Below are 13,377 nucleotides of genomic sequence, written 5' to 3' on the forward strand. Positions count from 1 at the left end.
GCATCATATGCTTACAGCGTTTATGTTGCTTAATTCATATTAGTTTTAAGCCCATGCTGTTTTGATAACCATTTATTACATAAAAATTTACATTTACTTGTGTGAGCTCGCTCTCGATAATGTAACTAGTGTATAGAGTTGATAATTAATGTGATCTGTATCACACTTGATTATTAACATTTAACATAGAATGTTTCTCCATCAACAATACGGAGTAACACCCCAATGCACGCAAAAGTTATGGATGCATTAGGTCAATTACCTAACGAGCTTGCATCAGCTCTTCGACCAATTATTGAAGATAAAAATTTCGATTCCACTATCAGTCCTGAGCAATTTGAACACTTACTTGCTCACACTAATCTATCTGATTCTGATCTTCGTCTTGCACTCCTTCCTGTTGCTGCTGCTTACGCTGTTGTTCCTATTTCTAATTTCTATGTTGGTGCTATTGTCCGTGGTACTTCTGGTCGCCTTTACTTTGGTGCAAATATGGAATTTGCCGGTGCAAGTATGGCGTGTACTATCCATGCAGAACAATCGGCTATTAGCCATGCGTGGATCAAAGGTGAAACTGGCATTAAAGATGTGACTATCAACTACAGCCCTTGCGGTCACTGTCGTCAGTTCATGAATGAGCTCAACACGGCTAAAGAGTTAGTGATCCAACTGCCAGAGCGCCAACCAATGACTCTGCAACAATACCTACCTGAATCATTCGGCCCTGCCGATCTTGGTATTGAAGATGCACTACTAAGCGATATTGATAACGGTATTACCATTGCTGAACAATCTGAGCTGGCTGTTGCCGCTTGTGATGCTGCAAACCGTTCACATGCACCTTACTCGAAGAACTTCAGTGGTGTTGCGCTTAAAGCCAAAGACGGTCGTGTATTTGTGGGTATGTACGCTGAAAATGCGGCATTTAACCCTAGCCTACCACCGCTGCAAGTGGCGCTCATCAACATGAATATGTCAGGCTACAAACTGTCTGAATTGGTTGAAGCGGCATTAGTTGAAAGTGCTGAAAGCCAAATCAGCCAACTAGCACGTACTCAAGCACTGCTAGAAGCATTGAATCCAGACATTCAAATGACCTATGTTGCTTACTAAGATTTAGCAATAAAGACCTAGGTTGTTATATAAACCGCTGTAATAGGCGGTTTTTTATTACCTCAACACCTCTAGAGTGGGTCGAATATTGGCTATCTAAAAACAAAAGCGTATTATCCTCGCAACGCTTTTATAGAGAACCTATTTTCATGTCTCACACTCATAGTCCAACACATAATCCGGTACAAGGTGCAAGTTGGATGCTGTCTGCAGGTTTGGCTTTTGCCATTGTGAACAGCCTTGCTCAGTACCTCAGCATAAAACTTGGTGTCTCATCGACCACCTTTGCCCTATTTCAATACTTCATTGCGTTGATTGCGATGCTGCCATGGCTTAGAACCATGGGGATCCGTCACTCATTAAAGACACAACAATTTTTCCAACACTGTTTCCGTGTCTTTCTTGCAGTGATTGGTATTCAGTTATGGCTGTGGGCACTCGCCTATCCTGTGCCGATTTGGCAAGGTATTGCATTGCTCATGACTTCACCGTTATTTGCTACCATTGGCTCAGGTTTCCTCTTAAAAGAAAAAGTCGGTGCGGCACGTTGGTGTGCAACCATTGCTGGCTTTATTGGTGCGATGATCATTCTTGAGCCTTGGTCAGATACCTTTAGCATTGCCACATTGCTACCTGTGGGTGCTGCGATTTTCTGGGCGGGTTATTCGCTGATGGTGAAAAAGCAATCAAGCACAGAATCACCAACAACGGTTGTGATGTATCTACTGATTCTGATCACCCCTTTTAATGTGTTACTTGCACTACCTGATTTTCATATGCCGACTGGCGGTGCAACGTGGACATTAATCATCGCAGCAGGTTTATTAACCGCCCTTGCACAATGGGCGATTGCGAAAGCCTATGCAGTGGCAGATGCTTCTTTCGTCCAACCTTTTGATCATGCCAAACTGCCATTAAATGTATTAGGTGGATGGTTAGTGTTTGGTTGGGTACCTCCGGGTCGTTTATGGCTTGGTGCTGCCATTATTATTGCCTCTGTTGCGTTTATCACTCAGTGGGAAAAACGCAAGTAACACATTTGATAATGTGTCATGCATTTTAAGATCACTGATGAAACCGCCACATTGCTGGCGGTTTTTTATTATATGCTTCATTTAACTGACACTATTTATGTTTCAAGTTTAGATAAAACACCGACGCAAACGTTTGCTTAATTATAAAAACAAGGTATTATCACGCCCAACCAACACTATCCAACATAAATCGTAAGGAATAAGAATGTTAGGTACAGCTAATGGTTCAAATGCTACTCGTGTTCTGCTTTTAGGCTCTGGTGAATTAGGCAAGGAAGTGGCGATCGAATGTCAACGTTTAGGCATCGAAGTGATCGCCGCAGATCGCTACCCCAATGCGCCAGCTATGCAAGTTGCGCATCGCAGCCATGTGATTGATATGCTTGATGGTGATGCACTAAAACGTATCATTGAATTAGAAAAACCAGATTATGTTGTACCAGAAATTGAAGCCATTGCGACTGACACTCTAGTTGAACTTGAGCAACAAGGTGTGAACGTTGTTCCTACCGCTAATGCCACTAAGCTTACAATGAACCGTGAAGGTATCCGTTGTTTAGCCGCTGAAACTCTTTCTATTCCAACCTCTCCTTATGAGTTTGCTGATCAATACGATGACTTTGCTGCTGCCGTCAAGCGCATTGGTATGCCTTGTGTGGTAAAACCAATCATGAGTTCATCAGGTAAAGGTCAAAGCGTAATTAAAACAGCTGCTGATATTGATTCAGCATGGCAATACGCACAAGAAGGCGGTCGTGCTGGTGCGGGTCGTGTGATCATCGAAGGCTTTGTTGAGTTTGATTACGAAATCACATTATTAACCGTTCGTGCTGTTGATGGTGTTCATTTCTGTGCGCCTATTGGTCATCGCCAAGAAGACGGTGATTACCGTGAATCATGGCAGCCACAGCAAATGTCTACAGCGGCATTAAAAGCGGCACAAGATGTTGCAGAGAAAGTTGTTAATGCTCTGGGTGGTTACGGCTTGTTTGGTGTCGAGCTATTTATTAAAGGCGATACGGTACTGTTTAGTGAAGTCTCCCCTCGCCCACATGATACGGGTATGGTGACGCTTATTTCACAAGATCTGTCTGAGTTTGCCCTTCACGTTCGTGCATTCCTTGGTTTACCCATTCAGCACATCACACAATATGGTCCATCAGCTTCCGCGGTTATTCTGGCTGAAGGTGTTTCAACCAATATCGGCTTTGATAACTTACTGCCTGCGCTTTCTCGTCCTCAAACACAAATTCGTTTGTTTGGTAAGCCTGAAATCAATGGTCGTCGTCGTTTAGGTGTGGCACTGACTCGTCGTGAAGATATTGATAGTGCAGTCAATGATGCAGTTAACGCTGCTGGTGATGTGAAAGTCGTTTTTAACTAATCAGTTCACTGTTCGGTTTTAACTAATAACATTAGCGTCAAATAACCGTTCTCTATAAGCAAAAGGCATGTTAGCTTTCTAATTAACCTTAAAACATCAGGTTAGTTTAAAGCAACATGCCTTTCTTTATGTTTAGCTAAATGTGATTAAGTGTTATTACACTTCAATCAACCACACTTCTTCTGCAAAGCGAGATAAACCACGTTGGCGACGAGGATGCGTTTCATCAGCATCATCACGTTCAAGGTGTGTCACTTTACAATTGGCAAATAAAGCTTCAACTTCTGCTTTAGGTACTGAGAATGGAGGCCCTGCTAGTTCATCTTGTGGGTAATCAAGTGTCACCAACAGAATACGACCGCCCGGTTTTACCAATGACAGTAGCTTCTCTACGTACATTTGACGCATGTCTTCTGGCATTGCAATTAATGCTGCGCGATCGTAAACCACATCAACAGGATCGATATTTACGGTGAAGTAATCACCTTGGTAAATCGAGATCTCATCAAACTCATAAAGGTGTTGATTGCCGACACCAGTAACAAGCGGTGTATAGAGGTTTTCAGCAAAGAAAGCTTTGACAGCAATATCGCTCAACTCAATACCAATCACTTGGTTATGACGCTCTGCTAACCATACTAAGTCTTGTGTTTTACCACACATAGGGACAAGCACACGCTCATCACGTTGCGGTTTAACCGCTGACCAATGTTTGATCAGTAATGGGTTTACATCAGATAAGTGAAAACCAATGCGGTTTTCTGCCCAACGGCTATGCCAAAATTCTGCATCCATTTTGTGACTCTACTTTCTGTATTAAATAATTATGAGAAAGATACACGTATACTTAACGGTATCTGATGCTGTTATTATAAAGACTTAAAAATGAGGATTCATAACAAATTCTGTTTGCGCCAGATCTCGTAGCATGATCAACCCTTGTTGTAATCGTTGCTCTGAGCTGATTGCCATTAACGATAAACGAATATGATGTGGATCCGTTCCATTCACTTTAAAGTAACTGCCGCTACTGACAATCAAACCTTTGTTTTTCGCTTCCATTACAAACCGTTCTTGCTGCCAATGCTCAGGTAATGTCCACCATAGTTGAAACCCTGTTTCTGTACCTTGATAACCTAACAGCTCTTTTGCCATTTGCTGACGTTTAATTGCTGTCTGTCGTTGCTTTTCAGCAAGCTGAAATGCTTCGCCACTTTCAATTAATTGCGCAGCTGCAATGTAATTTAGTGGCGATGACAGCCATATGTTGGCACGAATATAAGCTTGTAATACAGCGATATGTGAATCAGGTACTTTTAAAAAACCACAACGCATTGCTGGGCTGATCGCTTTTGATAAACCAGAGATATGAAAGCTCAACTGCGGAATGCGATTACTGATCGCTTCAATCGGCTGTGGATTTAAGAAGCCATAAATATCGTCTTCAATTAACCAAAGGTTATTAGCAGCAATGACTTTGGCTATTTCATCACGTCTTGCTGGTGGCATGGTAATGCCTGTTGGATTTTGATGTGACGGTACAACAATAACGAGCTTAGGACGATTTAAGCGGATCACCTGTTGTAGATCGTCAGGACACATCCCTTCATCATCCAATTGTACTCCAACAACGTGTCGCCCTGCTGATTTGGCTATTGCCATGATCCCAGGATAAGTGAGCGATTCAACAGCGATAGTATCGCCAGGCTCTGTTAGGGCATGAATTAATAACGATAACGCATGTTGCGCGCCGTTGGTCAGTAAGGTGTTATCACTATTACCGCCAGTTAAACCATAATGTTTAGCCCATGCGACACCTGCTAAACGGTGACTTTCATGGCCTGAATGCTCGGTATAACCCATTAACTGAGTATTTAGCTGCTCTGTGGCTTGCATCATCGCATCACGCAATGGTGATAAGTTTTGCAGTAAACAAGGCTGTAGGATGGAGAAGTTATAATCTTGCTCATCGTCTGCAGGTTGGATCACCTCACTTAACGATGCTTGAGCACGAACAAAAGTGCCCCTGCCCACAAATGACTCAACACGCTTTTTATCCACCAGCAATTGATAGGCTTTTGCAACTGTCGCTGGCGTTGTGCTTAATTCATCAGCAAGCGCCCGATGTGGTGGCAATTTAAACTTTGCAGGATATTCACCACTATCAATTCGAGCTTCGATAGTTTTAGCTATCTGTTTAAATTTAGCGTCACTCACTGTCACATCCTATAGTTAAATCGCCACCATACAGTTGGTTAACTTTAACCAAAATACGCAACAAATGATACAGGGAATAAACAAATTGACATATGTCAATTTAAACCTTAGTGTACATAACCATCAACACGGATGAATAAAGAACGTACTCTTATTGCAGTTACTATGTGCTTTGTTAGCAATTAAACGCCGCTTAAAAGCGAAATGTAGCTCGTGGAGTGACGGTTTCACTATCAGGTTAACGTATTGCCTATTATCCATTCGTTAAAATGACATATCTCAATTTTAATTATTTTGCTTAGGAGACTCCTATGACAATGAGTATCGCTTTTATCGGTTTAGGTGTAATGGGTTACCCAATGGCACGTCACCTGTTCAATGCAGGATTTGATACCAAAGTTTACAACCGTACAACTGCCAAATCGCAGCAATGGGCATCTGAGTTTTCAGGTCAATATGGTGAAACCCCACGAGAAGCGGCATTAGATCGTGATGTTGTCGCTCTGTGTGTCGGTAACGATGATGATGTGCGTAGTGTTGTGTACGGCGAAGATGGCGTGCTCGCTGGTATGAAAGCTGGCGCTACCCTTGTTGATCACACCACTACATCAGCAGAGCTGGCTGAAGAGCTAGCAAACGCCTGTAGCGAGAAAGGCATTCACTTTATTGATGCACCAGTATCTGGTGGTCAAGCGGGTGCTGAAAACGGTGCATTAACCATTATGTGTGGTGGCGAACAAGCAAACTTTGATGCGGTATTACCGGTATTAAATAGCTATGCCAAACAAGCGGTATTGATGGGCGGTCATGGTCAGGGTCAACGCTGCAAGATGGTGAATCAAATTTGTATCGCTGGGGTACTACAAGGTTTAAGTGAAGCATTAATGCTGGCACAAAAATCCAACCTCGATATTGAGCAAGTTGTCAGTGTACTAAAACACGGTGCTGCTGGTTCATGGCAAATGGAAAACCGTGCAATCACCATGGCGGAAGATAAGTTTAATTTTGGCTTTGCCATTGATTGGATGCGTAAAGATCTGGGTTTCTGTTTAGATGAAGCGAAGAAGCATGAGTTAGCTATGCCATTGACTAAAGCGGTTGATAAACGTTACGGCCTGCTACAACAGCAAGGATTGGGAAGAATGGATACGTCTGTGCTTATTAAGGCTTGTGATAAAGACGTTTAAGTAAGTTATAAATTCCAGATAAGCGAAAGGGATGCATTTGCATCCCCTTCTGCCGACCTCGACTCTCATCAAGATCAAAAATCCGTTTTCCAATTTTACATTGGAGTCATGGAATACCGATTGAATCCATTCAGCTTACGAAATTCTGAATAGTTTAATCGAATCACGACGAACAGTTACACCACGGAAAGTTACTGGCTCTAGCAACGTCATTAGTTGCTTAGAAACGAAGAACTTACCACCGTAGCTACGATCACCGCCACGATTAACCCAATCAGCAAATTCGTCAGCCAGACTGAACATAGAGTTACCGACTAGTAAAACAAGAACTTTAGCAACTTCGCTATCGTTCTGACGGTTAAACTCAGCGTCACGAACTTTTTTACGATATTCGTCGACAATTCTTTCAAGGCACTCAAATCTGCTCATATACACCACCATAAAAATCGAGGCGTGGATACTACTGCTCTCGCTAACGTAAATCAACCCATCTACTTAGGTTTCTGTTAAATATTGAGATATTTTTTCAACTTCGTAACAAAAAAGCCGTTATTGATAATAAAAAACACGATTTAATTTCATATTTCAGCTCAAAAACTTAAATAGCATTTAATATATAAGTTTAAAATATTATACTGACAGAGGGTGAATCAATCTTAGGTGAGTAAAAATGACATTAAACACTGACTTTGAACTATTTGGTAAACTCAATCGTGAATTTTTAACCATTTCAGCAATGATTAATATTTATTGCTCAAACCATCACCATCATAAGACAAAAAATGATGGTTTATGTGAAAGCTGTTATTTCTTCCAATGCTACGTAAAACAAAGGCTAGACCGTTGCCCTTATGGGGTAGAAAAACCAACTTGCCGCCAATGCCCCATTCATTGCTACAAACCTGAGCAAAAGGTTAAATCGCAAACAATTATGCGTTATTCAGGCCCTAAAATGATGTATAAACATCCAATAATGGCGATTACCCACTTAATTAATGATAAAAGAAAGGTTCCTAAACTAAACAATAAAATGAAACCCAATATAAAGCTAAGAAAGTCTTAATAAACAATAACAAGCAATCATTAGTGTACATTTCACTTTGTGTTTAGTCTGAATAATCATGATGATTTTATCGCATTTTTAATGAGTTCATTTATTAACCAGCTCATTTTCACCCTGCTTAAAAAGCAAACAAGGGTTTATTAATAAATGCAGCTAAAAAAACAATAAAAAAGCGAATAATAATGCTTTGTGGGAAAATATTTGCATTCATGGCAATTTATGTAAATAACAGCAGTAATACGAGTTACTCGTAACATCTTAATGACATCAACCTAAGCGGTGTTAGCTGCAACGAATTGACAACAGAGATAAAAAAGCAGCCATTCATGCTGCTTCTTAATTTCAATCACAATTGTATTAATTACGGTAGTAATCAATTACTTGAATTTTTACTGGTTTGTTCGCATCACTAATATCAACTTTAAACTGATCGTCATCAATCACTTTTGCGTTTTTACCACCTTCGCCAATCACATCAACACCTTCAATTTTGGTGAAAAGTTTTGTGTAGTCATAATGCATAGTGATGGTTGCAGTGGTTGGTTTAGATGCGGTTAATTCAAAGGTACAGATACCTGTTGGACAGAACACATCAATATCTTCTGCTGACGTTACGGCAATCGAGTCCACATTCTTAAGTGGTGTGCCTGTAATTTTCGCTTCGCCACAACCTGTCAGTAATAATGCTGTTGTCACTGCAACAAGACCAAGTTGGATTTTCTTCACGCTCATACCCTCATGTATTCTGCTTTGCGGTATTATTTATACACTGTCACCAAGAAACTTCAACGTAGACCGTACTGAAATCAACAAGTTCAACTCATTAGCGGCAAATTTCCACCTTACACAATCTTTTCCTGTTTCAACCAAATTACGCTTTCACAACATATGTAATACATTTCATCTCAAAAACGCTTAAATCACCTTGTATTAACTAACAATAATGATCACCTATTCTTACCAATCTTAGATTTAGGTTCATTTATCATTAACTTTTATCGGTAGACTATAGATATAATCACTAACAAGAGTGAATAAGCACTCTGCTATTCGCATGTCGGGTATATCTGTCCTTATTCCCACCTTCATAGATATGCTCAAGGTACCTAGGAGAATTTAATGAGTATCATTATTTTGGTCTGTTTGATCATTATTAATGGTTTGTTTGCCATGTCTGAAATCGCTTTGGTCACTGCAAAGAAGAACCGTTTACAACGCTTAGCAGATGAAGGGAATATCTCTGCACAAAAAGCCATCGAGCTGGGCGAATCCCCAACCCAGTTTCTTTCAACGATGCAAATCGGGATCACCGTGATTGGTATTATGAACGGTGTCATTGGTGAGGCGGCATTAGCAGGCCCTATTTCTAGCTGGCTAATTGACTTTGGTGTGCCAGCAAAAACAGCCGCATTCAGTGCATCTGCACTTGCTGTTATTGTTCTAACCTATGTTTCTATTGTGATTGGTGAACTTGTCCCTAAACGTTTAGGTCAAGTGAACGCCGAAGGCATTGCGGTATTCTTCGCTCGCCCAATCGCAATTATTGCGTTTATCTCTCGCCCTTTCGTTTGGCTATTAGCTAACTCAACCGATTTACTATTACGCCTTATGGGTAGAGGCAAAGATGATAACTCTGCACTGACGGAAGATGATATTCGCGCTGTTATTGCTGAGGGTTCACAATCCGGTGTTATCCACCAGCATGAACATAACATGATGCGTAACGTGTTTAACTTTGATGATCGTAAAGTTTCATCACTAATGACACCACGTAATGAGATCACCTATTTAGATCTCAACCACGCACCTGAGAGTTACCAACAAAAGTTATTGTCGACGAATCATCACTGTTTACCTGTCGGTAATAACGGCTTTAGTGATGTAAAAGGCACATTAAACGCTAAGCAACTGTTGCAGTTTATTCAAAACAATACGCAAGAGAATCCACAATCAATATTAGATTACGTGACACCACCAGTATATGTGCCTGAAAACTGGACAGGAACAAAGCTGTTAGAGCTCTTCCAAAGCTCAGGTCATAACTTTGCGTTTGTGGTTGACGAATACGGTGACATTCAAGGTATCGTTACATCACAAGATGTGCTTGAAGCCTTAGCGGGTAAATTCACCCCAGAAGATCCTGAAGACGTATGGTCAGAGCAAAACCCTGACGGTAGTTGGAACCTTGATGGCATGATGCCTATCACAGTCTTTAAAGACTTATTGGAAGTCAACAAGCTACCTGATGAGGAAGAAGGCGGTTATCACACCCTTAGTGGTATGTTGGTATGGTTAGTCGATGATTTACCTAAACTCGATGATACGATTCGCTGGCAAGGTTGGGAGTTCCATGTACTTAGCTTAGAGCACAATCGTATTGATCGTATCTTAGCTAAGCGGTACGAATAATCCTCATACCCAAGTAAAAAGAGTTAGCCTTCGAGCTAACTCTTTTTGTAACTGCCTCTATTAAAAGTGATCACACTTTCAATTACTGGTTAATATAACGAAAGGTCAGATTTATTCGTGACTCATTAACACGTTTAGCTTTTGGCAGTGCATGTTGCCAATACTGCTGAGTATCCCCTGCCATAATAAGCAATGAGCCCGGTGTTAATTGAAACGCTATTTTCTCTTTGGTTGTTTTATGTTTAAACACGAATTGTCGTGTCGCACCAAAGCTTAATGAGGCTATGACAGGCTGATGACCTAATTCTGGTTCGTTATCTTGATGCCACCCCATGTAATCTTCACCGTCACGATATAAATTACCAAGCACTGAATTAAACGGTGTTTGAGCTACTTGCTCACATTGAGCTTTTAACGCCATTAGCGATGCAGTAAAAGGCTGTGGGTGCATGGTTAGCCCTGAATAGGTATAAGCAGCATCACCTAACCAGATTTGTAATCTTGGTTGAAGTACCGATTTACCAAACATCTTAATGCGCTCTTGTCGCCAATCCAACTCGTTATTAAGTTGCTGATAATAATGCTCTGCTTGTTGCAAGCTCAGAAAGTGAGGATGCCAATAGATCAACCCATTATTGATGGTTATCCATTCGCCTTGTTCTGCAAATAAATCCATAAACGCCTCACCTTACCTATTATCAATAACCGAACATAGCCAGTTTAAGTCATTGTGATACATATACGAAAAAGCCATAGCAATCACTATGGCTTTTAAGACTATTTGTTCATGATTTCAATTAAAAACGCTTTCAATGGTCTTGGTTTGGCAACACCATAACCTTGCGCATAAGTAATATCATGCGATCTCACTAAGTTAATATGTTGATCAGTTTCAACAAATTCAGCTACGGTTTCTAAACCTATGTCTTTCGCTACATTACTTAATGATTCCACAATCAAACGATCGGTTTCACTAACAGGTAAATCACGAATAAATTCACCATCAATTTTTAAGATATCTAATGGTAATCGACGTAAATAAGAGAAACTCGCATAGCCTGTACCAAAGTCATCCAATGCTATCTTACAGCCAGCACGACGTAACACTTGGATCGTATTAATCGCCTGCTCTTCTGATTGTAAGGCCGATGATTCGGTGATCTCAAAACAGATCCGTTTCAACGGGATCTCATACTTATCAGCCAGCTTAAGAATATCTTGTGCTAACGTCGGTGATGATAACGATTTAGCCGTTAAGTTAATGGCACATTTCTCAATTTTATCCCAATCACTAATATGTTCATTCAACAATTTGAAAGTATGTTTCACCACCCAGCGATCTAACTCCGATTCCAGCTCAAACAAATTGATCATCGGGAAAAACTCCGCAGGTGTCACAACTTGCGCCATCCCCTCTGCAGGGTTGATACGTAGTAACACTTCAAAACTATGGGCACTTTCTTTATCGCCCTTAAGTTTTAAATATGGCTGACAATTAAGCTCAAACAGGTTGTTTTTAAATACATTTTGAATGTACTCCAGCATATCTACTTTGCGTACTAATTGAGACTCTTGCTCTACCCAATTGATGCTGCTGTTCGGCATTGCAGGTTGACCACATAACTGCGACACGATCGCTGAAATATCATCATCTTTGGTGATATTTACACAATGTAATGTAGGCGAAACTAAGCTAACAGATGTATCACCCCAGTAGAACTGAAACTTTTTAAGTTGTGATACCAATACATTCAATTTGGTATCGATATTTTCATCAGAGATCGCAAAGCCCAGAATACCAATTGAAAATGGTGGCCTGTAGCAACGAAACACATTTTTGTTCTTAATCGTTAGGTAATTATTTAACTGAAAGATTAATTGTGCCTTACCTTGATAACCTAAATCCGTCAATTTAGACATGGTAGGAAGCAAATCTAGATAGACAATTACCGCTTTTTTATATTGGCTTAAATCTTCTTCCAACTGTTTTACATTAAATAAATCAGTATAAGGATCAATACGCTCTAACTTGATTTGTTGACATAATAGCTCAAAGTTCTTAATCACAGCGCCAGCAATGGCGTAGCATAGTGTGAGCATTACAGCCAGCACAACTAATAAGCCATAAAACTGCTCATCAAGCGTTCGTAACGTATTTACCCGATTTAGGCTTTCAGTCAGCATCACCAAAGTGACAATCGTCGCCATCAACAGCGGTTGAACCAAACCAAAGCGGCCAAAACCAAAGATAATTAAGATCAGTAAGACAAAGCAAAGTGAATAAATCACTAATGCATTTTGGAACGAAATAGCGATAACGGTAATAATAATGAAAGTCGATAACCAGATTAAATGACTCGGTGAGTTATTCTTTGATTGTCGAATCTCTTCACTAAATTCAAGGTACTTCGACTTATAACCAAGCTTTGTGAATGCCAACAGGAACAGCACTAGCACCGTTGGTGTAAACGATAACTGAGTGAGCATGCCACCTAAGATTGAGTAAGCCATAAAATTCAGCGCTAATGGTTCTGAGCCCGCAAAAAAGCTTACCGTCATGGCTGTAACATAGGTAGATAGCGGCAGTAATAGGCCGATAATCACAAAATAATTACCAATCACAGCGCTGAAATTCTTATTCTCATATTGCTGATACAAGTAGATAAACAATTGAGAAAACAAGAATGGGAATACGGTCATAAATATGGCTGATGCAAAAGCGACATCAATTTCTTTTCCAATAAAGAAATAGTAATAAGTAAACACACTTAAACTAACAGCGTAAACAATACGCCAATTGAAAAAGATAAAAACAACCACCATCACGGCGTTTGCAATAGACATGATTGAAAATGATTCATGCTCTATCGAAAAGAACCGGGTTAAAAATAGACTTATTAATGTAGATATAAATACCAACAAATAAATAACAATTTGCTTTTGCCACTTATTTGTTATTACTGAACGATA

At 40.3% G+C, this 13,377-nt stretch carries 12 protein-coding genes; 6 read left to right on the forward strand and 6 right to left on the reverse strand.

All coding sequences use genetic code 11. From position 1 onward, the window contains the following. Nucleotides 1–225: 225 nt before the first annotated feature. The 3 genes from cdd to purT all read left to right on the forward strand — a co-directional run bounded on the left by cdd (nucleotide 226) and on the right by purT (nucleotide 3,531). Nucleotides 226–1,113 carry a cytidine deaminase gene (gene cdd, locus Q7657_RS16680; protein WP_008987111.1) on the forward strand — a complete coding sequence of 296 codons (888 nt, stop codon included), beginning with the start codon at nucleotides 226–228 and terminating at the stop codon, nucleotides 1,111–1,113. Nucleotides 1,114–1,262: 149 nt separating this feature from the next. Further along, entirely contained in the window at nucleotides 1,263–2,147 is an 885-nt protein-coding gene (locus Q7657_RS16685) for a DMT family transporter (protein WP_053989688.1), read from the forward strand. Nucleotides 2,148–2,352: 205 nt separating this feature from the next. After that, complete coding sequence (gene purT / locus Q7657_RS16690; RefSeq protein WP_107166589.1) at nucleotides 2,353–3,531, forward strand: formate-dependent phosphoribosylglycinamide formyltransferase; 1,179 nt, start codon at nucleotides 2,353–2,355, stop codon at nucleotides 3,529–3,531. 156 nt (nucleotides 3,532–3,687) lie between these two features. On the opposite strand, the gene Q7657_RS16695 is transcribed toward purT, so the two are convergent. Both Q7657_RS16695 and Q7657_RS16700 read right to left on the reverse strand, forming a co-directional pair. Next, complete coding sequence (locus Q7657_RS16695) at nucleotides 3,688–4,326, reverse strand: thiopurine S-methyltransferase (protein ID WP_107166590.1); 639 nt, start codon at nucleotides 4,324–4,326, stop codon at nucleotides 3,688–3,690. Between the two features lie 84 nt (nucleotides 4,327–4,410). After that, nucleotides 4,411–5,748 carry an aminotransferase-like domain-containing protein gene (locus Q7657_RS16700; RefSeq protein WP_107166591.1) on the reverse strand — a complete coding sequence of 446 codons (1,338 nt, stop codon included), beginning with the start codon at nucleotides 5,746–5,748 and terminating at the stop codon, nucleotides 4,411–4,413. A gap of 311 nt (nucleotides 5,749–6,059) precedes the next feature. On the opposite strand from Q7657_RS16700, the gene Q7657_RS16705 reads away from it, so the two are divergent. Next, nucleotides 6,060–6,935: an NAD(P)-dependent oxidoreductase gene (locus tag Q7657_RS16705; RefSeq protein ID WP_107166592.1), complete on the forward strand. Its 876-nt coding sequence runs from the start codon at nucleotides 6,060–6,062 to the stop codon at nucleotides 6,933–6,935. 135 nt (nucleotides 6,936–7,070) lie between these two features. On the opposite strand, the gene Q7657_RS16710 is transcribed toward Q7657_RS16705, so the two are convergent. Beyond that, complete coding sequence (locus tag Q7657_RS16710) at nucleotides 7,071–7,364, reverse strand: hypothetical protein (protein ID WP_005367981.1); 294 nt, start codon at nucleotides 7,362–7,364, stop codon at nucleotides 7,071–7,073. A gap of 241 nt (nucleotides 7,365–7,605) precedes the next feature. Here Q7657_RS16710 and Q7657_RS16715 point away from each other — a divergent pair, with 241 nt between their 5' ends. Continuing rightward, on the forward strand, nucleotides 7,606–7,998 hold the full coding sequence (locus Q7657_RS16715; protein ID WP_107166593.1) for a nitrous oxide-stimulated promoter family protein: 393 nt from the start codon (nucleotides 7,606–7,608) through the stop codon (nucleotides 7,996–7,998). A gap of 357 nt (nucleotides 7,999–8,355) precedes the next feature. Here Q7657_RS16715 and Q7657_RS16720 read toward each other — a convergent pair whose 3' ends face one another. Then, nucleotides 8,356–8,724 carry a lipoprotein gene (locus tag Q7657_RS16720; protein WP_045065484.1) on the reverse strand — a complete coding sequence of 123 codons (369 nt, stop codon included), beginning with the start codon at nucleotides 8,722–8,724 and terminating at the stop codon, nucleotides 8,356–8,358. Nucleotides 8,725–9,117: 393 nt separating this feature from the next. Here Q7657_RS16720 and Q7657_RS16725 point away from each other — a divergent pair, with 393 nt between their 5' ends. Next, entirely contained in the window at nucleotides 9,118–10,407 is a 1,290-nt protein-coding gene (locus Q7657_RS16725) for a hemolysin family protein (RefSeq protein WP_053989683.1), read from the forward strand. 82 nt (nucleotides 10,408–10,489) lie between these two features. Here the strand turns inward: Q7657_RS16725 and Q7657_RS16730 are convergent, their stop codons facing one another. Both Q7657_RS16730 and Q7657_RS16735 read right to left on the reverse strand, forming a co-directional pair. Continuing rightward, nucleotides 10,490–11,083 (reverse strand): alpha-ketoglutarate-dependent dioxygenase AlkB family protein, encoded by a 594-nt coding sequence (locus Q7657_RS16730; protein WP_107166594.1) that lies wholly within the window; start codon nucleotides 11,081–11,083, stop codon nucleotides 10,490–10,492. Nucleotides 11,084–11,184: 101 nt separating this feature from the next. Continuing rightward, a complete protein-coding gene (locus Q7657_RS16735; protein ID WP_107166595.1) occupies nucleotides 11,185–13,251 on the reverse strand; it encodes a sensor domain-containing phosphodiesterase in 2,067 nt (688 codons plus the stop codon). Nucleotides 13,252–13,377 lie beyond the last annotated feature (126 nt).

Source organism: Candidatus Photobacterium acropomis, assembly GCF_030685555.1.
In the GTDB taxonomy this organism is placed as follows: domain Bacteria; phylum Pseudomonadota; class Gammaproteobacteria; order Enterobacterales; family Vibrionaceae; genus Photobacterium; species Photobacterium lucens.